We start from the raw sequence: 21,535 nt of genomic DNA on the forward strand, positions 1-21,535 counted from the left end.
GTGCTCTCACGGAGTCAGGCGTCGCCGCCGGCGTTGCCGGTGGTGCCGGCGGCGACGTCGTCCAGGCGGTAGCGCTCGAAGGCCTGGGCCGGGGCCGCGGTGTCCACCTCTCCGCGGTCGGCGAGCATCTGCAGGGCCCGGACCACGATGGAGTGCACGTCGATCCTGAACCAGCGCCGGGCGGCGGCGCGGGTGTCCGAGAAGCCGAAGTCGTCGGCGCCCAGGGTGGCGAAGTCGTTCGGGAGGTACTGGCGGATCCGGTCCGGCAGCTCCGAGACGAAGTCCGTCGAGGCGATCACGGGCCCCTCCGCCCCGGCGAGCTGCTGGGCCACGAAGGGCACGCGGCGCGGTGCTCCCGGGTTGCGGAAGGCCTCCTGCTCGGCGGCCAGGCCGTCGCGGCGCAGCTCGTTCCAGGAGGTCACCGACCACACGTCGGCGGAGACGCCCCAGTCCTGGGCCAGCACCTGCCGGGCCTGCAGCGCCCACGGCACCGACACGCCCGAACCGAGCAGCTGGACCTTGGGGCCGGGGTGCTCCGAGCGGGCGATGCGGTGGATGCCGCGCACGATGCCCTCGATGTCGACGTTCTCCGGCTCGGCCGGCTGCTGGTACGGCTCGTTGTAGACCGTGAGGTAGTACATGACGTTCGGGTCCGCCGAGTCCGGGCCGTACATCTGCTCGATGCCGTGCCGGACGATGTGGGCGATCTCGTAGCCGTAGGCCGGGTCGTAGCAGCGCACGGCCGGGTTCGTGCCGGCGAGCACGGGGGAGTGGCCGTCGGCGTGCTGGAGGCCCTCGCCGGTGAGCGTGGTGCGCCCGGCGGTCGCCCCGATGATGAACCCGCGGGTCATCTGGTCGGCGGCGGCCCAGAAGGAGTCGCCGGTGCGCTGGAAGCCGAACATCGAGTAGAAGATGTAGAACGGCACCATGGGCTCGCCGTGGGTGGCGTAGGAGGTGCCGGCGGCGGTGAAGGCCGCGGTGGCGCCGGCCTCGTTGATCCCCGGGTGGAGCAGGACGCCCTGTGGGGACTCCTTGTAGGCGAGCATCAGCTCGCGGTCCACGGAGAGGTAGTTCTGCCCGTTGGGGTTGTAGATCTTCGCGGTGGGGAAGAACGAGTCCATGCCGAAGGTCCGGGCCTCGTCGGGGACGATGGGCACGATCCGGTGGCCGAACTCCTTGCTCCGCATGAGATCCCGCAGGACGCGCACGAAGGCCATGGTGGTGGCCGCCATCTGCTTGCCCGAGCCCTTCTTGCCGGACCGGTAGGCGTCCTCGCCGGGCAGCACCACGGGGGCGTGCCGGGACCGGCGCACGGGCACGCCTCCGCCCAGTTCCTTGCGCCGCTCGAGCAGGTACTGGATCTCCGGGGCGTCGGGGCCGGGGTGGTAGTACGGGGCGCCGTAGAGGTCGTTGTCGATCTGCTCGTCGGTGACCGGGATGCGCAGGAGGTCGCGGAAGGCCTTGAGGTCCTCCAGGGTGAGCTTCTTCATCTGGTGGGTCGCGTTGCGCGCCTCGAAGGAGGCGCCCAGGCCGTAGCCCTTCACCGTCATCGCGAGCACCACCGTGGGTTTGCCCCGGAACTCGGTGGCCGCCCGGTAGGCGGCGTAGACCTTCCGATAGTCGTGGCCGCCCCGCTTGAGGGCCCAGATCTCGTCGTCGCTCATGTCCGCGACGAGCTCCTTGGTGGCCGGGGACTTGCCGAAGAAGTGGTCGCGGATGAACCCGCCGGACTCGGCCTTGAAGGTCTGGAAGTCGCCGTCCAGGGTCTCGTTCATGATCCGGACGAGCTCGCCGTTCGTGTCGGCGGCCAGGAGCGGGTCCCACTCCCGCCCCCACAGCACCTTGACCACGTTCCAGCCCGCCCCGCGGAAGAAGGCCTCGAGCTCCTGGACGATCTTGCCGTTGCCGCGCACCGGTCCGTCCAGGCGCTGCAGGTTGCAGTTGACCACGAAGTTGAGGTTGTCCAGCTTCTCGTTGGCGGCCAGCTGCAGCAGGCCGCGCGACTCCGGCTCGTCCATCTCGCCGTCGCCCAGGAACGCCCAGACCTGCTGGTCGGAGGTGTCCTTGATCCCGCGGTGGTGCAGGTAGCGGTTGAACTGGGCCTGGTAGATCGCGTTCATCGGGCCGATGCCCATGGACACGGTCGGGAACTGCCAGAAGTCCGGCATGGACCGGGGGTGCGGATAGGACGGGATGCCGTTGCCGCCCTTGGACTTCTCCTGGCGGAACCCGTCGAGCTGCTCCTCGGTGAGCCGGCCCTCCAGGAATGCCCGGGCGTACATGCCCGGCGAGGCGTGGCCCTGGAAGAAGACCTGGTCACCGCCGCCGGGGTGGTCCGGGCCGCGGAAGAAGTGGTTGAGGCCCACCTCGTAGAGGGTGGCCGCACCGGCGTAGGTGGAGATGTGCCCGCCGACCCCGATCTCGGGGCGCTGGGCCCGGTGGACCATCACCGCGGCGTTCCAGCGCAGCAAGCGGCGGTAGCGCCGCTCGGTCTCCTCGTCACCGGGGAACTCCGGCTCCTGGTCGACCGGGATCGAGTTCACGTAGTCGGTGGTGACCGCCGGGGTGCCCGTGCTCGTGGCCGCGGGGCGTGGTGCCGGGGACTGCAGGAGGTACTGGGTCCGCTCCCTCACCTGCCTCTCCACGAGGTCCTCGAACGAACCCAGCCACTCCGCGGTGTCTCCCGACGTGCCTCTCGAGGAAACGGGGGCCGACCGGTGGTGGGTCTCAAGCATGGGATCAGAGGTCACGTCAACTCTTTCTCAGTGGTCAGGGGTGGAGAAAAGATATGTCCGATTGTCTTTCTGCGGCGCCGGGGTCCCCGGCGCCGCAGAAGACCAGTGGAGACTTGCTGGTGCCGGGGTGTCAGTGCGCGGAGGAGCCGCCGGGGCTGTCCTGGGGCCTGCAGACCCTTGTGTCGATGATCTCGCCTGCGGCGGTGACCACGGGGACCGGGTTGCCCTCGCAGTCCACGAGCTTGCCGTCCTTGACGGTGTCGCCCTCCTGCAAGTGGTCCTGCAGGTGCTCCAGGCTCTCGTAGCGCACGGCACGCACCGGGGCGTTGGCGAACACGGAGCCTGTGCCCCGCGCGGGGTTGCCGGCGCGGAACTCGTTGTAGAGCAGGTTCAGCAGCACGGCCATCACGGCCGCGGAACTGATGCCGGAGTGGAAGATGGTCTCGAACCAGCCCGGGAAGTTCGCGTAGATCTCGGGGACGGCGATCGGCAGCATGCCGAAGCCGATCGAGGTGGCCACGATGATCAGGTTGGCGCCGTTCTTGTAGTCCACCTTGGCCAAGGTCCGGATGCCGGAGGCGGCCACGCTGCCGAAGAGCACGATGCCGGCGCCGCCCAGCACGGGCGGCGGGACCGCGGCGACGACCCGGCCGAGGACGGGCAGCAGGCCGAGGACCACGAGGATGACGCCGCCGGCGGTGACCACGAAACGGCTCTTGACGCCGGTGATCGCCACGAGGCCGACGTTCTGGGCGAAGGCGCTCTGGGTGAAGCCGTTGAAGATCGGGGCGAGCGCGGAGGCCGCCATGTCCGCACGCAGGCCGTCACCGATGCGCTTCTTGTCGACCTTGGTGTCCACGATCTCGCCGACGGCGATGATGTCCGCCGTGGTCTCGGTGAGGATCACGAGCACCACGATGAACATGGAGAGAATGGCGGCCACCTCGAAGACCGGCGGCCCGAAGGCCAGGGGCTCCGGGAACGCGAAGATGTTGCCCTCGGCCACCTGGCTGAAGTCGGCCTTGCCGAGGACCGCGGCGAGCACCGTGCCCAGGACCAGGCCCAGGAGGATGGACAGCCGGGAGATGGCGGCGCTGCCCACCTTGGACAGCAGCAGGATGATCAGCAGGGTCGCCCCGGCCAGCCCGAGGTTGCCCACCGAGCCGTACTCGGGGGACTGCGCGTTGCCGCCCATGGCCCAGCGGGCGGCCACCGGGAACAGCGTCAGGCCGATCGCGGTGATCACCACGCCGGTGACGACCGGCGGGAAGAATCGCACGATGCTGGCGAAGAAGGGCGTGATGAGGAAGCCGAGGACCGCCGAGGCGATCACGGCGCCGAAGACGGCTTGGATGCCGCCGTCGCCCTGGGCGATCGCGGTCATGGTGGCCACGGACGCGAAGGAGGTGCCCTGCACGAGGGGCAACTGGGAGCCGAAGAATCTGATCCCGTAGGACTGCAGGATCGTGGCGAGACCGCCCACGAAGAGGCAGGCCGCGATGAGCAGGCCCTGCTCCTGCGGGGTCACCCCCGCGACGCCGCCGATGATGAGCGGGGGCGCGATGATGCCGCCGTACATGGTGAGCACGTGCTGCAGCCCGTAGCCGAAGCTGGGGCCGATGCCGAGGTGCTCGTCTTCCGGGCGAGTTGGTGCCGTCCGCTCGGCGGTGTGGGACCTGGTCATGGTGTCCATCCTGTGGAAGTGGGAGGGAAAGCAGGAAAGGTGGAGAGCCGGTGGGTCCGCCGCCTGTGAGGGGTGGCGGACCCACCGGGTGGTGCTGGCTCAGCAGAAGCCGTTGATGCCCATCCAGGCGTGCTCGTTCTCGGGGGCGTCCTTGCGCTGGATCGTCGCCTCGATGAGCCCGTAGGGGCGGTCCGCCGCGTAGTGCGTCTCCTTGTCGTTCTCGAGACCGCAGAAGTCCAGGTTGTACACGAAGTGGTGCTTGTTGGGGCAGGAGAACTTGATCTCGTCGATCTCCGGGTGGGCCTCGATCACGGCCCTGCCCATGAGGTACAGGGTCTCCTGCAGCGCCCGGGAGTAGTGGTCGGTGAACTTGCTCAGGATGATCTTCTTGACGTCGTCGTAGACGGCGTCGAAGTCCACGTCGGTCGTGTTGTAGCGCCAGCGGGTGGCCACGTCCGTGGACATGATCCGGTCCTCGGTCTCGACCAGCGTCGTGTACTGGTCCTTGGGATAGCCCGTGAAACCGGACTCGGTGGACTTCAGGACCGTCAGATCCTTGAACCCGGAGATGACGGTCCGCGACCCGCCCTCCGCCACGACCACCGCCGTGCGCACCTCGTCCTTGTTCTGCACGAAGCAGTGGTCGTGGTCGTCGATCCGGTTCCAGGCGTGCTCCTGGGCGGCCCAGCGACCACCGGTGATCCACTCGAACTCGCCGGTGAAGTGGTCGGCGAGCTTGAGCAGCAGCGCCTCGGGGGAGTCGATCCCGTACTTCTGCGCGAAGGCGAAGACGGTGTTCTTCTGGGTGTCGGTCGGAACGCAGTGGGCGTTGTCGCCCTCCGTGTGCACGGCCTCGAGGTCGCCGCGCAGCTGCGAGGTGACGACGAGGTCGCGGATCTCGTGCCGGTCGGTGTCGCGGTTGACGCGCACGACGTGGTTCTCGGCCTTGCCGTACTGGTTCTTGCCCAGGACGACGGTGTCCGTGGCGGCCCGGGTGGTGACGTCGGTCATGACGTTTCTCCTTGGAGTGTGGAAGGCGGTGTCTGCTGCTCGGGGCGGTCGAAGACGGGCGGGCCCGTCAACTCCTGGGTCAACTGCCCCGGTAGGTGGAAAACGCGAACGGGCTCAGCAGGAGCGGCACGTGGTAGTGCTTTTCCTCGGCCTGCACCGTGAAGTTCACCGTCACGGAGGGGTAGAACGTCGGCTGCTTCCTGCCGGCGAAGTACTGTCCCGTGGCGAAGGTGATCCGGTAGTCGCCGGATTCCAGGGTCTGTGGGCCCAGTTCGGGCACGCGGCCGTCGGCGTCGGTCTCGGCGGTCGCGACGGAGGTGCCGTCGGCGGTCTCGAGGGCCACGGTGATCCCCTGGGCGGGGGTGCCGGTGACGGAGTCGAGGACGTGAGCGGTGACGTAGCTCATGGGGTGACGAGTCCTTCGAGTCGGAGGAGGGCGATCTGGCGCAGCTGGTCGGCGACCACGGCCTGTTCCGTCGCGGGGTCGTTGTCCATCCGGGCGGAGAGGTTCTCGAGGATCTCCTCGGGGGTGCGCCCGGCGGCGCGGATGAGGAACACCTGGCCGAACCGCTCCTCGTAGGCGAGGTTGCCCTCGCGCAGGAGCTGCTGGACATCGGTGTCCGAAGGGTCGACAGCGGCCTGCTCGGCGCGCGACAGTCCGGCCTCCGCGCTGTCGCCCTCGGCCCGCTCTCCGATGCGAGGATGGTGAGCCAGTGCTCCCTCGATCTCCTCGGCGCTGAACGGCTGTGCTGCCGTCCGGGCCGTGTTGCGCAGCGCATCGTGGTGGGCGTACGGCCGGGCGTCGACCACGGCCTCCAGCCAGCGCGGGATGTCGAGCGCCGGCCGGACGACCTCGGCGGCCTGGGTCCTGCTGAGGCAGTTGAACTCGGTGAGTCTCATGGAGTGCGCCTTTCACCTCTCTGTATTCCGTATTGTGGAAGAAAACTTTCACTATGTATAGTGAACTGGCTCACAAGCCCAAAGTCAATGGGTTGACCCAACTTTTAATCGTTGATGACGGACCCTCATCCAAGGACGGTATGAGGTCCACGACCGAGGAGGCAGTAGTGCAGGGAGCAACAGAGACGTCGGGACGGGAGCCGGTGCAGGAGCGGGTGCTCGTGGTCACGGGGGCAGGGTCGGGGATCGGCCGGTCCGTGGCGCGCACCTTCCTTGCGGCAGGGTGGGTGGTCGTGCTGACCGGCCGGCGGCGTGCGGCACTGGTGGAGGCCGCCGCCGGGGCGCCGGGTGCTCGGATCGTGCCGGTGGACGTGGCCGACGCCGAGAGCGTGTCCTCGGCCTTCCGGGAGATCGAGGGGCTGACCGGGCGCATCGACGTGCTGTTCAACAACGCAGGGACCTTCGGGCCCCGCGGCGGGGTGGACGAGGTCGACCCCGAGGAGTGGCAGCGCACCCTGCAGGTCAACCTCACCGGGACGTTCCTGTGCGCCGCGCAGGCTGTCCGGATCATGAAGCAGCAGCACCCCCGGGGCGGACGGATCATCAACAACGGCTCGATCTCCGCGCACGCGCCCCGGCCGCTGTCCGCGGCCTACACCGCGAGCAAGCACGCCGTCACCGGCCTCACTCGATCTCTGGACCTGGACGGCCGCCCCTACGGCATCACCTGCGGGCAGATCGACATCGGCAACGCGGCCACGGAGCTGCTGGCGGGCCTGGGCACGGATGGCGGCGCGCTGCAGGCCGACGGCACGCTCCGCGCGGAGCCCAGCTTCCCCGTCGAGGAGGTGGGGCGGGCGGTGCTCATGATGGCCGAGCTCCCAGCCTCCGCCACGGTGAACTCGCTCGTGCTCACCGCCTCCGGGATGCCGTTCGGCGGGCGCGGCTGAGGGGCCCGGGTGGCGGTGGAGAGCGACGGCGCATTCGTCCGTGTCGTTCCGGCGCCCGGACGGCCGCCCTGGAGGCGGTCGTCCGCCGACCGGGTCTGTCCGGCCGTCCTGGTGCTGTGGGCATTACTCCGGATTGGCGGGTCCCCCTTGACGCACCGGGGCGGGTCCTCTAAGTTTCATAATGTGGAACTTGAATTCCATATTACGAACCCAGGGGGACCCGTGAACCACACCACGCCGTCGACCGCACCCGCATTCTTCGTCGACTACACCGCCATCGACTGCGACCCCGACCTCCGTCGTCCGCTGGACCGGGACCGCAGCACCGTCCCGCTGTGGGTCCTTGCGGTGTCCTCCGCCTGCGTCGGTGCGGTGGTGGGGCGCGTGGCTGCTCGGCGCCACCCGTAGTCCGGTCCCGCGGAAGCCGGAGCGGACCGGGAGCCCGGCTCGCACGGGCGATCCACCACCCGCGGAGAGCCCCGCCGGCTGCCTCGTCGGAGCTGATGCCTCTGGCCCATCGGCAGAGCACGCCCCGACGCAGGCATCAGGGACGAGGTGGCTGACCGGCCGGAATCCCCTTTCCTTCTCGCCCCGATGACAGGAAGTCCGATGAGACGAGCAAAGATCGTTGCCACCTTCGGCCCGGCCGTTGCCAGCTACGCCCAGACCCGGGCGCTGCTGGCGGCCGGGGTCGATGTGGCACGCCTGAACATGAGCCACGGCGATCACCAGGTTCACGACACCACCTACCTCAATATCCGTGCTGCCGCAACGGACCTGGGTCGTGACGTGGGCATCATGGCGGATCTGCAGGGACCCAAGATCCGCCTGGGCCGCTTCGCCGACGGCCCCCACCACCTGGCCGTCGGCGACCGGTTCACGATCACCGTCCGGGACGTCGAAGGCACTCGCGAGATCTGCTCCACCACCTTCGCGGGCCTGCCCCGGGATGTCCGTGTCGGAGACGCACTGCTGATCGACGACGGGAAAGTCGCTCTGCGGGCCACCGATGTCACCGACCACCAGGTGATCACCGAGGTGACCGTGTCCGGGGCGGTGTCGGACCACAAGGGCATCAACCTGCCAGGGGTTCCGGTCGATGTTCCTGCGCTGTCGAGCAAGGACGAGGAGGACCTGCGCTGGGCGCTGGGCCGCGGCGTGGACTTCATCGCCCTCTCCTTCGTGCGGGATGCCTCCGACATCGACCGCGTTCACGAGATCATGGACGAGGAGGGTCGACGGGTCCCGGTGATCGCCAAGATTGAGAAGCCGCAGGCTGTGGCGGCCCTGGAAGAGATCGTCGACGCCTTCGATGCCCTCATGGTGGCCCGCGGCGACCTCGGGGTGGAGATGCCCCTGGAGGACGTCCCGGTGGTCCAGAAACAGGCCATCGAGCTGGCCCGGCGCTGGGCCAAGCCGGTGATCGTGGCCACCCAGGTCCTGGAATCCATGATCGACAGCCCCCGGCCCACCCGCGCAGAGGCCTCTGATTGTGCCAACGCCGTTCTCGATGGGGCGGATGCGGTCATGCTCTCCGGGGAGACCAGCGTGGGCGCCCATCCGGTGGCCGCCGTGCAGACGATGGCCCGCATCATCACCTCCACCGAAGCCCACGGGCTCGAGCGCATCCCACCCCTGGGCAGCGCACGGCAGACCCGCGGCGGGGCGATCACCATGGGGGCGGTGGAGATCGCGGACCAGCTCCGGGCGCACTCCATCTGCACCTTCACCCAGACCGGTGACTCCGCCCGCCGGCTTTCCCGGCTGCGCCCCATCCGGCCGCTCTACGCGTTCACCCCCACAGAGGACGTGCGCAACCAGCTCACCCTCGCCTGGGGCGTCCACCCCCTGCTGACCCCGGCCCCGGCACACACCGATGAGATGACCGCACACATCGATGCCGTGCTCCTGGACGAGGAACTGGCCGCACCGGATGATCTCGTGGTCATGGTGGCCGGTGTCCCTCCCGGGGTCCCGGGGTCCACCAACCTCATCAAGCTCCACCAGGTCGGCGAGCAGGCCGGCCCGGACCGATCGTCGCCCCAGGCTTCCCACCCTCTCCACGGGGTCTGAGCCCACCGCGTCCGGACCCACCGTGCAGGCCGGACTCCTCGCGCTGCTCTCCGTCAGGCCGCGAAGCCCGGTCCTCGTCCCGCACCGCACAGAAGGCCTGGTCCGTGGTCACGGCCGGAGGGCACCGGCAAGGCCGTCCCGGCTCGGCCGGCGGGCGGGTGCCGGCAGACCCGAAGGGCTCCTCCGCGATGTGCGGAGGAGCCCTTCGGGTCTGCCGGACGTGCGTCAGCCGGCCAGCCGGCGCCGGAGGTCGGTCACGTGCCCCTCGGCCTGGACGTTGTACTCCGCGGAGCTCACGGTGCCGTCCGGCTCGATCACGAACGTCGAGCGGAGTGGGCCGACCACGGTCTGCCCGTTGACGGTCTTCTCGCCCCAGGCACCCCACGCCCGGGCGGTCGCCGAGTCCGGGTCGGAGAGCAGCCGGTAGCGGAGGTCGTGCTCCTCGGCGAACCGCCGCAGCGTCTCGGGGTCGTCGCCCGAGACCCCGAGCACAGTGGCTCCGAGTGCCTCGAGGGACGCGAGGTTGTCCCGGAAGTCGCACGCCTCGGACGTGCAGCCGGGGGTGAAGGCCTTCGGGTAGAAGTAGACGATCACCCGGCGGTCGCGCAGGTCGGTGAGCCGCACCTGCCGGCCCTCGTGGTCGGTGAGCGTGAAGTCGGGGGCCGGCCGGTCGGTCTGGATCTGCGGTGTCATGGGTGCTCCTGAGCGCGGTGGGGAGGGATGTGGCGCCGCGGGCGCCGGGGGCGAGCGGGACGGTGCTACGGGCGCCGGGTCGAGAGGTGACCCATGGCGGCCCCGACACAGGCCGAGGACACCGCGAGCACCCACAGCGGGGTGGGACGGGTGTCGGCGTGCGGGGGCAGAGCCAGGTCGGGGTCGCAGTCGGTGCCGGTGTAGCTGAAGAAGGACACGTGGGCGGTGGAGGCCGGGCTGGCGTTCATGGGGACTCCTTCGAGTTCGTGATGCGGAATACAAATTCCGTATAACGAAATCTATCGTCGACCGGGCTCGGCGTCAAGAGGTGGTGCGCTACCCGTGCCGCGGGGGCGGGCCCGCACGGCGGTGATGGGCGAAGCTCAGGGGCGGAAGGTCAGCTCGGTGCAGAGGTCGTCGCCGAGCACGAAGCGGCGCACGGGGGCGCGCAGGGCTCCGGAGAGGTGGTCCGCGCCGGGGAACCGGATGCCGGGCACACCGTCCCCGATGAGCAGGGGTGCGGTGCTGAGGTAGAGGCGATGCAGCGTCCCGGCCGCGAGGAACCCTGAGACGGTGCGTCCGCCGCCCTCCACGAGCACCCGCTGCAGGCCCCGCCGGGCCAGCGCCTCGAGCACGGCCTGCGGGGCCAGCCCGTGCTCGCCCACGGGCACCCGCAGCACCGTGACGTGCGGGCCCGGCGCCGCGGGCACGTCCGCGTGCTCGCCCACGACCCACAGGGTGGGCGCGGCACCGTCCGTGAGCACGGCCGAGGCCAGCGGGGCCCGCGCCGAGGGGTCCAGGACCACCCGGGTGGGATGGGGTCCGGGAACGGCGCGGACGGTCAGCCGGCAGTCGTCGGCGACGACCGTTCCGACCCCCACGACCACGGCGTCCACGAGCGCGCGCAGCCGGTGCAGGTGCTCCCGGTCCTCCGGGCCGGTCACGAACTCGGCGTGCCCGGTGCGGGAGGCGATGAACCCGTCCAGGCTCTGCCCCAGCTGGGCGAGGACCAGGGGACCCCGGTGCGCCACGATCGGTCCGTAGCGCTCGACGAGCTCCGCACCCGGGGACGGCACGGGACGGGTCCGGCCGGTCAGCAGCCCCTCCCAGGCGGCATCGGGGGCGGCGCCGGCTGCGGCGGCGTCGTCGTCCGCGGGCGGTGGGGCGTCCCCGGGGCCGCGGGGCGTAGGAGCGTCGCTCACGGAGCCGGGCACGGGATCAGTCCCGGGCGAGGAACCGGTCCCGTGCCGTCTCCTCGGTGACGGCCCGCAGGCGGTCGTACTGGTCGGCGGCGTCGGCCTCGAGCTTCCGCAGCTCCCCGGCGTCGAGGCGCGGCTCGGCGGGCGCGAGCTCCAGGAGCGTGACCCACATGCTGCGCTTGGCGACCACCAGGGACTGCAGCATCTCGAGCTCGCCGTGGGCGGCGATGCCGGTCCGCTCCCGGATCCGGCTCAGCGGATTCAGCCGGGACGCGATGCCCGTGACGGTCCCGAGCCCCTTGGCCACCTTGCGCCGGCCGGAGCCCAGGCGGTCGAGCATCGCCTCGAGGTGGTCGATGTCGTTCTTGATCTCGCCGACGAACGCGGCGAACTGCTCCTCGTACGGGGTGCCGGCCCACGTGGTGGCCGCCTCGTCGAAGAGCCGCACCCCGGAGAGGGCGCCCATGTAGTGCCCGAGCATGTAGGCCTCGAGCTTGTCCGACTGGACTCCTGTGCCCGCGGTGCCGTTCGGGCCGGTGTGCGGCTGCTCGCTCATCTGCTTCTCCTCGATCGTGGGGAGGACGTCGCCGGGGCGCCGGTCGGGAACCTGCCGGTGACGTCCTGCGGATGCCCTCGGTCTCCCAGCCTACTGATTCCGTTCCCGCCACGGCAGGAGCGCTGCTGCGGGAGTGGTGGGGCTGGAGCGGTGCGGCAGGAGTGGTGCGGGACGACGGATGCGGGGCGACCTCCGGGGCGGAAACCATAAGGGGTGTGACTATCATGGGCGCATGACTGAGAACGCGAGCGGATCCCCGGATCCCGACGAGCAGCAGACCATCGGCGCCTCCAGCCCCGAGCCGGGCAGCGGGCTCGACCGCGACCCGGACGACTGGGCCACCGGCGAGGAGCCGATGACCAGCGCGCAGCGCAGCTACCTCGACACCCTGGCCCGCGAGGCCGGCGAGGAGCTGCCGGCGGACCTCACGAAGGCCGAGGCGTCCAAGCACATCGACCGCCTGCAGGGCAAGAGCGACCGGGTCCAGGACCAGTAGGTTCTGGACCGGCGGAGGGGGAGCACCGTGAAGATCGTCGTCCTGGGAGCCACGGGCAACGTGGGCACCGCGGTGCTCCGCCGGCTGCACGCCGCGCCGGAGGTCACGCACATCGTCGGGGTCTCCCGCGAGGGGCCCGAGCGGGGCGGGGAGCCCTACGACGGCGTGGAGTGGCACACCGTCGACGTCGCCGTGAAGGAGTCCACCGCGGCGCTCGCGGAGATCATGGCCGGCGCGGACGCGGTGATACACCTCGTGTGGCTCATCCGCCCGAACCGGGACTTCGCGCTGATGCACGAGACGAACGTGGACGGCCTCGTCCACGTGCTCGACGCCGTGGTGCTCGCCGGGGTGCCCCAGGTCGTCTACCCCTCCTCGCTCGGCGCCTACAGCCCCGGCCCCAAGGACCGGGCCGTGGACGAGTCCTGGCCGGTCGGCGGGGTCGAGACGTCGCACTACAACGTGCAGAAGGCCGAGACGGAGGCGGTCCTCAACCGGTTCGAGGAGGTCCATCCCGGGGTCGTGGTGACCCGGTTGCGGCCCGGCTTCCTGTTCCAGGCGGACGCCGCCCCCGAGATCGGGGACTACTTCTTCGGAGCCCTCGTGCCCAAGGGGCTGATCGCCCGGCTGCGCCTGCCCGTGCTGCCGTTCCCCGAGAAGTTCCGTTTCCAGACGCTGCACACCGACGACGTCGCGGACGCGTTCTGGCGGGTCATCCAGCACCGGGCGGGCGGGGCGTTCAACGTCGCGGCCGAGCCGGTGCTCGGCGCCGACGGCGTGGCCCAGGTGCTCGGCGCCCGGCGCGTGCTGCCCGTGCCGCCGGCCCTGGTCCGTGCGCTCGTGGCGATCACCTACCGGTTGCGGCTGCAGCCCACCGACCCGGGCTGGATCGACCTCGCCGGCGCCGTGCCGATCATGGACACCACGCGCATCCGCGAGGTCACCGGCTGGTCGGAGACCGTCAGCTCGCTCGAGGCGCTCCGGGAGCTCGTCGACAACCTGGACGGCCGCGAGGGCCTGGGGAACCGGGAGCACCGGCCCAAGTCGCCGCTGGTCTAGCCGGCCGGTCCTTCCCGCTGGAGGCGTCGTGGCGTACGGTGCCGCCATGACCGAGCAGCAGCCGTACTCGACGGTGCGGCACTACCCCGGGTTCGACCTGCGGCACTACCCGGAGCACGTGCTCGCGGAGTTCGAGGTCCGCGGGTCCTTCGAGCGGGCGGTCCGGGAGGCAGGGCTCGTGCCGGTCGCGGCGGCTCGCTTCGCGCGGTTCGACCCGCCGTTCACCCCGGCCTTCCTGCGCCGCAACGAGGTGGTCCTGCCCGTCAGCGACCCCGCCGCTGGAGCAGAGCCAGCACCGCGCTGATCAGGACCATGGCGCAGGCCGCGCCGACCGCGGCGGCGAACGCGCCCCGGTGCCCGGCGGTCTCGGCCAGGAGACCGGCCAGCGCCGCGCCCACGGCGGAGCCGAGGACCACGCCGCTCGCCAGCATCGTCATGACCGTGCCCAGCCGCTCCGGACGAGCCACGTCCCCGCCGATGGTGTAGATCGTGACCATGGCGGGCCCCAGAGGCAGCCCGGCGAGCAGCAGCACCACGAGCATCGGCCCGATCCCGCTGGGCAGCAGGAACAGCAGGCTCAGGGCGGCCATCGCGCCGGAGCTGACCACCCAGCGGGACGCGGACCGGAAGCGCTGCGGCCACCACGCCACGGACAGCGCCGCGGCCGCCGAGCTGATGCCGAGCACGGCGTAGAGCAGACCGGTCGCGCTCTGGATGCCGAACTCGCCGCCGAAGGCGTTGAGTCCGTTCTGCACGGCGCCGAAGAACGCGCCCATGGCCACCATCCCCAGGACGGGGAGCAGCACGAGGAGCCGTTCTCGGCCGGTGACGGGACGGGCCGCCGCCCGGCGCCGGTCCTCCCGCGAGACGGCCGGGACCGCCAGTCGCGTGGGGTGCACGGCGAAGGTCGTGACCATCGTGAGGGTCAGGAAGGCCGCGAGGACGAAGGGGGACCAGGGGGCCACCAGGGAGGCCAGGAGACCCACCAGGGCCGGGCCGAGCACGAAGGTCAGCTCGTCGGCGGTGGACTCGTAGGACAGGGCGGTGTCCAGCTCGCGCCGGTTGCCGCCGACCAGTCCCCGCCAGCGCACCCGGGCCAGCGGACCCACCTGCGGGCAGGTGGCACCCACGAGCAGGGACGCGCCGACGAGCAGCGGCACGGCCGGTGCGCCCGGCCCCGCCGGGGCGTAGGCGGTGACCAGCAGCAGCCCGATGGCCACGGCATGGGCGAGGGCGGAGACCAGCAGCACGTTCCGCTGGCCCAGGCGGTCGGCGAGGTGGCCCATCAGGGGCCCGCCCAGCGCCGACCCGATCCCCACGGCGCCGGCGGCCAGTCCTCCGACGACGTAGGAGCCGTTGACGGCGGTGGCGAGGGTGAGCGCCCCGACGGTGAGCATGGCCAGGGGCAGGCGGGCCACGAAGGCGATCGGCAGGAAGTCGCGCCCGGCGAGCTGCACCAGCCGGGCGTAGCGGCCGCCGGACGAGGGCGTCGTCCGGCGGCCGGTGTCGTGCTGGGCCTCCGCGCGGTGCTCGGCCCCGGGGGCCGGGGCGGTGGGAGTGCGGGCAGCGCGTTCAGCCGTGGAAGAGGTGGTCAGGGGGTTCACAGGGGTCCTCGAAGGATGTGCGCACCGTCCCCCCTCCCGGTGCGCCCGACCCGGACAACAGGGGTCAGTCTACCGCTCGACCGACGCGCCGGCAGGGGTGGAGGATCGGCCGCCGTAGGTGATCTCCGCCGCGCCCACGGCCGAGGAGACGTACAGGCAGGGGCGGTCGCCCGGGGCGGCGGCGCAGACCGTGGCCGCGGTCAGGTCCTCGGGGTCGCGCTCGTCCGCGCCGGCCACCGAGGGGGTCCACCAGTCGGCCTCCGGGACCGCGGCCTCGATGCCCCCCGCCCGGGTCGTGACGGACACGCGCCGTGGGGCCTCGCCGACGAGCCGGACGTCCGTGGCCCCGACCTCGGTGTGCACGTCCAGGTCCTCGCGCACCCGGACCCCGTCGAGCTCCACGGCGCCGAACTCGGAGGCCGCCCACAGGGCGCGGGCGCTGCCGCTCACCTCGACCACACCGGCCTCGGTGTCGAGCCGGACGTCGCCGAAGTCGCCCTCGACGCGCAGGGCGCCGGCGCCCCCGGAGAGCCGCAGGTCCACCGGCTCGTCCCCGGCCGGGACGGTGATCCGCACGTGCATCCCGCTGCCGGCGCCCGGCCAGGAGTTCGACGGGAGGGCGTCGATGCTCAGCCGGCCGTCCTCGACACGGGGGTCGGGGGCGCTCTCGAGCTGGAACCCGGCGTACACGGACTCCACCCGCAGGTCGGGGACGTCGGCCGTCACGACCTCGATGACGGCCGACCGGCCGTCGACCACGACCGTGTCCACGGACTCGGTGACGGTGGTGTCCACCCGGTGCTCCTGGACGGACAGGGACGCGGCCGCGGTCGCGCCGCCGGCGCCCAGCAGGAGGAGGGCGCCGATGCCGCCGAGCACGGCGGTGGGGACGAGCCAGGCCGTGCGCTCGTTCTCGCCGAGGACGTCCTGGGCGGCGGGGTGCTCGGGATGGGTGCTCATGACCGGTGCTCCTGGTGGGACGGGTGGACGGACGGGGTGTGGCCGGGCCCGGGGTCGGGGTAGCCGAGGTAGCGCAGGACCGCGCGGACGCGGCGGTTGCCGCCGTCCTCGTGGGCGAGGCCGAGCTTGGTGAACACGGAGCGGATGTGCTTCTCCACCGAGGACTCGGTGAGGAACAGGTTCGCGGCGATCGAGGCGTTCGAGAGCCCCTGGGCCATGAGCCCGAGCACCTCGTGCTCCCGGGGGGAGAGGAGGTCCAGGTCCTGGCGGTGCCGCGAGCGCACGAGCAGCTGCGAGACGACCTCCGGGTCCAGCACGGTGCCGCCCGCGCCCACGGTCTCCACGGACTCCAGGAACTGGTCGACGTCCGCGACCCGGTCCTTGAGCAGGTACCCCAGCCCGTCCCGGCGGGACGCGATGAGTTCGGAGGCGTAGCGCTCCTCGACGTACTGCGAGAGCACGAGCACCGCGATCCGCGGGTGCTGCGAGCGGACGAGGACGGCGGCGCGGATGCCCTCGTCCGTGAACGTCGGCGGCAGCCGCACGTCCACGAGGGCGAAGTCCGGTGCGTGCTGCTCCACGGCCCTGAGCAGGTCCTCCGCGGTGTCGACGTCGGCGACCACCTCGTGGCCGGCCTCGGTGAGCAGGCGGACGAGGCCCGCGCGCAGGAGGACGGCGTCCTCGGCGATGACGATGCGCATCAGGATCCCGCCCCTCGGGCGACCGGCAGCTCGACGGTCAGCTGGGTCGGCCCGCCGGCGGGCGAGTCGAGGAAGAAGTGCCCGCCCGCGGAGCGGATCCGGTCGGCGATCCCGGACAGGCCGCCGCCGGGGACCACCACGGCGCCGCCGCGGCCGTCGTCGGCGATCCGGGCGACCACGCGGGTTCCTCCCGCGGGGTCGGTCTCGAGGCCCACCCGCACCGACGCGGCGCCGGCCTGGGCGTGCTTGACCATGTTGGCGATGCCCTCGGAGACCGCGAAGTACACGGCGGCCTCGGTCTCCGGCGCCAGCCGCGGCACCCGCACGTCCACGGCGACCGGGACGGGGGACTGGGCGGCCACGGCGGAGAGGGCGGCGTCGAGGCCCCGGTCCTCCAGGACCGCCGGGTGGAAGCCCCGGGCCAGGCGGCGCAGCTCGGCGATCGCGGCCTTCGTGGTGGCGTGCGCCTCCCCGATGAGGTCCTTGGCCCCGGCGGGGTCGTGGTCGATGCGCCGCTGGGCCATCGACAGGTTCATGGCCACGGACACGAGCTGGGGCTGCACGCCGTCGTGCAGGTCCCGCTCGATCCGGGAGCGCTCGGTGCGGGCGCCGCGGACCGCGGTCTCGCGGGCGGCCGCGGCCTCGGCGGCCCGGCGTCGCAGCTCCGCCGCCTCGTCCACCCGCAGCAGCAGCCGGGACAGGCCCCGGTGCGCGGCCACGGCGAGGACCACGACGAGCAGCCCGAGGAGGGTCAGGGCGATCCCGGTCAGGACCACGGCCCAGTCCGGCCACGTCCCGACCACCTCGGAGGGCCAGAGCGGGTTGTTCGGCGCCGCGTACAGCGGCGCGAAGGCCAGGGCCACCGCGGCGCCGGTGCCGGCCAGGGCCGCCACGGCGACCCAGCCCAGGACCGTGGTGAGGACCAGGTGCAGCAGGCCCGTCCAGAACGCGGCGTCGGAGACGTCCAGCCACCACTGGTGGGCGATCCGCCAGCCGTCGGCGCGGGGCGAGCGGCGCCGGCGCGGCGCGGGCAGGTGCAGCCCGAAGGCGGCCTGCGTGCGGCGGCGCTCGACCCACTCGATCCCGCGGACCGCGTAGATCGCGGCCACGAGCAGGACCACGCCCACCAGGGCGGCGAGCGAGGCGAGGCCGGCGGAGACCAGGGAGACGAGGGCGGTCAGCCACAGCGTGCCGAGCGCGGCGTCCACCACGAGGTCGGTGGTGCCGAAGAAGAGGGTCCGGGGGGACCACGGTCCCCACTCCCGGAACCGGGAGGCGTCTCCGGGGCCGGCGGGGCGGGATCCGCCGGCGGGGCGGGGAGTGTCGTCGGGGCCCCCGGCGCCGGGGTCGTGCGGGGGCTCGTGGCCGGGGTCGCTCCACGGTGCGGGTGGCAGGGGCCGGGTGTCGTGCGGTGTGCTCATGCCCTTCACGCTACGGTCGCGCGGGCCTCCCGCACTGCGACGTTCTCCACCTGTTACACCTGTGGTTTTCCCCACCCCTGCTGGGAGCTCCCGGCGCGGACGGGGCTCAGCCCACGCCCAGCAGCCCCACGCCCACGGTCGCCGGCGCGAAGGCGGTGCCCCACAGGAGGGGGGGAGACGACCTGCCACAGGATGAGGGCGCTGCGGGTCCGGGCGGTCAGGCGGTGGTCACCGGCTCGGACCGGCGCAGCCGGTGGTCGCGGACCGAGACCAGCCGCCGGAGCCCCGTGCGGTCCTCGAGGACCCACGCGATCCCCAGCTGCGGAACCACCTCGCTGACCGTGCCGGTGAAGCGCGTCCGCCGGTGCTCCCAGGCCTCGATCCGGTCACCCGGCCGCACCCGGGCCAGGCCCAGGATCCATCTGTTGCTCGTGGTCATGGGGAGCCCCTTCCGTCTCGTGCACCCAGCTCCTCCATCCTCGTCCCGGTCTGTGGCGGGGGCGTTTCGGGAGGATGCCGATCCCATGACTTCTCCTCGACGTCAGCACCGTGCCCGGCCTGTGCCCGGAGGGGGATCCGGCGGGGATCAGTACTTCCGCAGGGCCACGCGGGGCTGTCCCGTCCACCGCGCGCGCAGCAGCGCCGAGACGTCCAGGAGCAGGTCCGTGAGCTCCGCGGAGCCGGGGCCCAGGGCGCGGACCACGAGGCCGGGCACCGGCAGCTCCGAGATCCCGCAGCGCAGCCCCGGCACCCGGGCCTCGGCCGCGGCGAGCAGGTCGTGGACCTCCTCCACCAGTTCCCGGTCCGCCCGGGGATCCACGACCAGCAGGGACCCGAGGTGCGTGCGACCCTCCAGGAAGCCGAGCTCGGCCACGGCGTCCTCCCCGGGGCGCAGACGGAGGTTGTCGAGGACCACCGTGCGCCCGCCCATCAGCACCTCGGTGCGCAGCACCACGCCGTGGTAGCGGAAGACGGTGCCGTCCGGCGCCCACCCGGGGGTGACCACCTCGCCCGCCATCAGGCAGGCGGAGGGGTCCATCGACACGGTCGTGGACTGCACGTAGTCGGCGTCCTCGTAGGCGATGAGCTGGTCCGGGAGGTACTCGAGCACCGCGCCGGGGCCGAGCTCGAACCGCACGTCCTGGCGGGCGGGTGCGGCCGGGGTGCGGTAGACCTTGGTCGCGGACTGGGTGGTGACCAGGGCGGTGCCGGCGGCCCCGACCGTGACGTCCAGCTCGTAGCGGTCCCCGCCGAGGTACCCGCCGCCCGGGTTGACGACGACGAAGCACGGCTGCCCCGACCCGTCCAGGTGGTGCGGGCGCAGCATGCGCAGGGCCCCGGCATGGAACTGGTGGGCGGCCACGGTCCGGTCCCCGCGGGGCGTCAGGACCAGCTCGAGCCGGCCGGTCGGGGCGGCGACCGGCGGAGCGGCCTGCCCTGCGGGTGCCACGGCAGGGGCCACGGCAGAGACGACGGGAGGGACCACGGGAGGGACCACGGCGGCGGGTGCGGCAGCGGTCACGGAGCCATGTCCAGCATGAGCACGTCGTGCCGGATCCACGCGAGGATCCGCTCGAGGCCCTCGTCGGTCCGGAGGTTGGTGAAGCAGAACGGCCGGTCCTCGCGGAACACGGCGGAGTCCGCGGCCATGACGTCGAGGTCGGCGCCGACGTGCGGGGCGAGGTCGATCTTGTTGATGACGAACAGGTCGGACCTGATCATGCCCTGCCCGGCCTTGCGGGGGATCTTCTCGCCCTGGGCCACGTCGATGACGTAGATCGAGAAGTCGACCAGCTCCGGGCTGAACGTGGCGGAGAGGTTGTCCCCGCCGGACTCGACGAACACGATCTGCAGGTCCGGGTGCTCGGCGCACAGCTTCTCGATCGCGGCCTCGTTCATCGAGGTGTCCTCGCGGATCGCGGTGTGCGGGCAGCCACCGGTCTCGATGCCCACGATCCGGTCCAGCGGCAGCACGCCGTTGCGGGCCAGGATCTTCGCGTCCTCGATCGTGTAGATGTCGTTGGTGATCGCGGCCATCGAGACCTCGTGGATCAGCGCCCGGGTGACCCGCTCCACGAGCTGGGTCTTCCCGGCGCCCACGGGGCCGCCCACGCCGATGCGCACGGGGCCGCGGCCGGTCGGCGCGGAGGGGACGGGGGAGACGGTGGTCATGGGGAGCTCCTGGGTCGGTGCGGTCGGTGCGGTCGGTGCGGCCCGGCAGCGGGGCCGGTCCGGCGGTGGGTCAGGACATGAACATGCGGGCCCGCTGCCAGGCGTGGCGCATCTGGGCGATCTCCAGGCCGGGGCTGGTCGCCCCGGCCTCGTGCTCGGCCATGCGCCCGATCCGCTCGACGCCGCGGGCGACGTCCTCGTGCAGGGCGCGCAGCACGCGCTGGCCCGCGTTCTGGCCGAGGGGGATGCCGCGGACGGCGTTCTGGGTCAGGGAGGTGACGGTCGAGAAGAGGTACGCGCCGGCGAGCTGCTCCCAGGCCACGCCGAGGCCGGCGCCCACGAGCGCGAAGGCCACGGCCGGGTTGCCGCGGCTCGTCCCGGCGCGCTGCCGCTCGGCGTAGGCCAGCAGCCGGGGCGAGGGGAAGTTCTCGGCCCCGATGCCGGTCATCCGCCGGCCCATCGCGGTCGCGGCGTCCCGCACCTGGACGGGCAGGGCCTGGGCGGTCAGCAGGTCGTCGGCGCGCCACACGGCGTCGTCGTCGGCCGCCGTGGCGACCGCCCGGACCGCCCAGCCCTCCGCGGGCACCACCTGGTGGTGCAGGCAGTGCCGGACCCACACCAGGAAGCCGGGCTCGTCGCGGACGGTGCCGTCGTCCACGTAGGTCTCGAGCCCCAGGGAGTGGGCGAACGCGCCGGTGGGCAGGGCGGAGTCGGCCAGCTGCAGCACGGCGAGCATCCCGGCCAGCGCCCCGGGGGCGCCCGCGGGGGTGCGCTCAGTGGGTGTGCTCGGCATGGCGGAAGGGGACCTCCATCTGCCGCTCGACGCGCGCGAAGCGCACCCCGGCGTCCCGGAGGAAGGCCTCGGCGGTGTGGTCGTACTGGAGCACCATGACCCCGTCGTGGCCGGGCAGCCCGGCGACGTCGGCCGCGGGGCCGAGGAACTGGGCGGGCAGGTGCCGGTTGCCCAGGGAGTGGGCCACGAAGCCCATCTGCTCGATCGTGGCGGGCGCGACGACCAGGACGTCGGTGGGCAGGGTCGAGACGACCACGGCGTTGTGGCCCTCCCGGTGCAGGATGTCGCCGTCCTTGAGCTCCTGCCGCGCGGTCAGGCGGATCCCCACCTCGGTCCCGTGGTCGGTCACGACCCGCTGGACGCGCCTGCGCAGCTCGGGCCCGGAGAGCGCGACCCGCTCCAGGTGCAGGCCGGCGCGCTCCGGCTCGGTGAGCTCGGCCAGGTTGCCGAGGACGGCTTCGACGATCACGGGTGCGGGTCCTCTCGGGATGCTTTCGGGATGCTGCGGGAAGGGCGGGGCCGGTGGAA

Annotated in this window: 24 protein-coding genes; 6 read left to right on the forward strand and 18 right to left on the reverse strand. The window is 72.2% G+C overall.

Annotated elements, in window-relative coordinates; all coding sequences use genetic code 11:
• Positions 1-14: 14 nt before the first annotated feature.
• The 5 genes from aceE to uraD form a co-directional block, all read right to left on the reverse strand.
• Entirely contained in the window at positions 15-2,735 is a 2,721-nt protein-coding gene (gene aceE, locus ACYVM4_RS02435; RefSeq protein ID WP_460667601.1) for a pyruvate dehydrogenase (acetyl-transferring), homodimeric type, read from the reverse strand.
• A 130-nt stretch (positions 2,736-2,865) separates the two neighbouring features.
• Positions 2,866-4,419, reverse strand: coding sequence for a nucleobase:cation symporter-2 family protein (locus tag ACYVM4_RS02440; protein ID WP_438612836.1), 1,554 nt, complete (start codon positions 4,417-4,419; stop codon positions 2,866-2,868).
• A 99-nt stretch (positions 4,420-4,518) separates the two neighbouring features.
• On the reverse strand, positions 4,519-5,430 hold the full coding sequence (pucL, locus tag ACYVM4_RS02445; RefSeq protein WP_368822253.1) for a factor-independent urate hydroxylase: 912 nt from the start codon (positions 5,428-5,430) through the stop codon (positions 4,519-4,521).
• Between the two features lie 79 nt (positions 5,431-5,509).
• Complete coding sequence (gene uraH, locus ACYVM4_RS02450) at positions 5,510-5,836, reverse strand: hydroxyisourate hydrolase (RefSeq protein WP_368822254.1); 327 nt, start codon at positions 5,834-5,836, stop codon at positions 5,510-5,512.
• Positions 5,833-6,330 (reverse strand): 2-oxo-4-hydroxy-4-carboxy-5-ureidoimidazoline decarboxylase, encoded by a 498-nt coding sequence (gene uraD, locus ACYVM4_RS02455; RefSeq protein WP_368822255.1) that lies wholly within the window; start codon positions 6,328-6,330, stop codon positions 5,833-5,835. The genes uraH and uraD overlap by 4 nt, the downstream gene beginning before the upstream one ends.
• A gap of 140 nt (positions 6,331-6,470) precedes the next feature.
• Here uraD and ACYVM4_RS02460 point away from each other — a divergent pair, with 140 nt between their 5' ends.
• The 3 genes from ACYVM4_RS02460 to pyk all read left to right on the forward strand — a co-directional run bounded on the left by ACYVM4_RS02460 (position 6,471) and on the right by pyk (position 9,353).
• Positions 6,471-7,280, forward strand: coding sequence for an SDR family oxidoreductase (locus tag ACYVM4_RS02460; RefSeq protein WP_460667541.1), 810 nt, complete (start codon positions 6,471-6,473; stop codon positions 7,278-7,280).
• A gap of 222 nt (positions 7,281-7,502) precedes the next feature.
• Positions 7,503-7,688, forward strand: a complete 186-nt coding sequence (locus ACYVM4_RS02465; protein WP_368822257.1) for a hypothetical protein — start codon at positions 7,503-7,505, stop codon at positions 7,686-7,688.
• A gap of 201 nt (positions 7,689-7,889) precedes the next feature.
• Entirely contained in the window at positions 7,890-9,353 is a 1,464-nt protein-coding gene (gene pyk, locus ACYVM4_RS02470; RefSeq protein WP_460667542.1) for a pyruvate kinase, read from the forward strand.
• 225 nt (positions 9,354-9,578) lie between these two features.
• Here pyk and bcp read toward each other — a convergent pair whose 3' ends face one another.
• The 4 genes from bcp to ACYVM4_RS02490 all read right to left on the reverse strand — a co-directional run bounded on the left by bcp (position 9,579) and on the right by ACYVM4_RS02490 (position 11,801).
• Positions 9,579-10,046 (reverse strand): thioredoxin-dependent thiol peroxidase, encoded by a 468-nt coding sequence (gene bcp, locus ACYVM4_RS02475; protein WP_368822259.1) that lies wholly within the window; start codon positions 10,044-10,046, stop codon positions 9,579-9,581.
• Between the two features lie 65 nt (positions 10,047-10,111).
• Entirely contained in the window at positions 10,112-10,294 is a 183-nt protein-coding gene (locus tag ACYVM4_RS02480; RefSeq protein ID WP_460667543.1) for a hypothetical protein, read from the reverse strand.
• Between the two features lie 135 nt (positions 10,295-10,429).
• A complete protein-coding gene (locus ACYVM4_RS02485) occupies positions 10,430-11,248 on the reverse strand; it encodes a RibD family protein (protein WP_460667544.1) in 819 nt (272 codons plus the stop codon).
• 16 nt (positions 11,249-11,264) lie between these two features.
• Positions 11,265-11,801 (reverse strand): hypothetical protein, encoded by a 537-nt coding sequence (locus ACYVM4_RS02490; RefSeq protein ID WP_460667545.1) that lies wholly within the window; start codon positions 11,799-11,801, stop codon positions 11,265-11,267.
• A 232-nt stretch (positions 11,802-12,033) separates the two neighbouring features.
• On the opposite strand from ACYVM4_RS02490, the gene ACYVM4_RS02495 reads away from it, so the two are divergent.
• The 3 genes from ACYVM4_RS02495 to ACYVM4_RS02505 are packed head-to-tail and all read left to right on the forward strand — an operon-like array spanning position 12,034 to position 13,660.
• Positions 12,034-12,297, forward strand: coding sequence for a DUF3072 domain-containing protein (locus ACYVM4_RS02495; protein WP_368822264.1), 264 nt, complete (start codon positions 12,034-12,036; stop codon positions 12,295-12,297).
• 27 nt (positions 12,298-12,324) lie between these two features.
• Positions 12,325-13,356, forward strand: coding sequence for an NAD-dependent epimerase/dehydratase family protein (locus tag ACYVM4_RS02500; protein ID WP_460667546.1), 1,032 nt, complete (start codon positions 12,325-12,327; stop codon positions 13,354-13,356).
• Positions 13,357-13,402: 46 nt separating this feature from the next.
• The gene (locus ACYVM4_RS02505; protein ID WP_460667547.1) at positions 13,403-13,660 is read left to right on the forward strand and encodes a hypothetical protein; all 258 of its coding nucleotides are present in this window, start codon (positions 13,403-13,405) and stop codon (positions 13,658-13,660) included.
• On the opposite strand, the gene ACYVM4_RS02510 is transcribed toward ACYVM4_RS02505, so the two are convergent.
• From ACYVM4_RS02510 to ACYVM4_RS02550, 9 genes are all read right to left on the reverse strand, one after another.
• Positions 13,620-14,960 (reverse strand): MFS transporter, encoded by a 1,341-nt coding sequence (locus tag ACYVM4_RS02510; protein WP_460667548.1) that lies wholly within the window; start codon positions 14,958-14,960, stop codon positions 13,620-13,622. The two genes, ACYVM4_RS02505 and ACYVM4_RS02510, sit on opposite strands and share 41 nt — an antisense overlap.
• A 69-nt stretch (positions 14,961-15,029) precedes the next feature.
• Positions 15,030-15,920: a DUF4097 family beta strand repeat-containing protein gene (locus ACYVM4_RS02515; RefSeq protein ID WP_460667549.1), complete on the reverse strand. Its 891-nt coding sequence runs from the start codon at positions 15,918-15,920 to the stop codon at positions 15,030-15,032.
• Positions 15,917-16,621 carry a response regulator transcription factor gene (locus tag ACYVM4_RS02520; RefSeq protein WP_460667550.1) on the reverse strand — a complete coding sequence of 235 codons (705 nt, stop codon included), beginning with the start codon at positions 16,619-16,621 and terminating at the stop codon, positions 15,917-15,919. Before ACYVM4_RS02520 ends, ACYVM4_RS02515 begins: the two co-directional genes overlap by 4 nt.
• Positions 16,621-18,042, reverse strand: coding sequence for a sensor histidine kinase (locus ACYVM4_RS02525; RefSeq protein ID WP_460667551.1), 1,422 nt, complete (start codon positions 18,040-18,042; stop codon positions 16,621-16,623). Before ACYVM4_RS02525 ends, ACYVM4_RS02520 begins: the two co-directional genes overlap by 1 nt.
• 217 nt (positions 18,043-18,259) lie before the next feature.
• The gene (locus tag ACYVM4_RS02530) at positions 18,260-18,481 is read right to left on the reverse strand and encodes a hypothetical protein (RefSeq protein ID WP_368822271.1); all 222 of its coding nucleotides are present in this window, start codon (positions 18,479-18,481) and stop codon (positions 18,260-18,262) included.
• Positions 18,482-18,628: 147 nt separating this feature from the next.
• A complete protein-coding gene (locus ACYVM4_RS02535) occupies positions 18,629-19,564 on the reverse strand; it encodes an urease accessory protein UreD (RefSeq protein WP_460667552.1) in 936 nt (311 codons plus the stop codon).
• Entirely contained in the window at positions 19,561-20,214 is a 654-nt protein-coding gene (gene ureG, locus ACYVM4_RS02540) for an urease accessory protein UreG (RefSeq protein WP_460667553.1), read from the reverse strand. Before ureG ends, ACYVM4_RS02535 begins: the two co-directional genes overlap by 4 nt.
• A 70-nt stretch (positions 20,215-20,284) precedes the next feature.
• Complete coding sequence (locus ACYVM4_RS02545; protein WP_460667554.1) at positions 20,285-21,007, reverse strand: urease accessory protein UreF; 723 nt, start codon at positions 21,005-21,007, stop codon at positions 20,285-20,287.
• A complete protein-coding gene (locus tag ACYVM4_RS02550; protein WP_368822275.1) occupies positions 20,988-21,476 on the reverse strand; it encodes an urease accessory protein UreE in 489 nt (162 codons plus the stop codon). Before ACYVM4_RS02550 ends, ACYVM4_RS02545 begins: the two co-directional genes overlap by 20 nt.
• Positions 21,477-21,535: the final 59 nt, after the last annotated feature.

This window comes from Kocuria himachalensis (assembly GCF_054784195.1).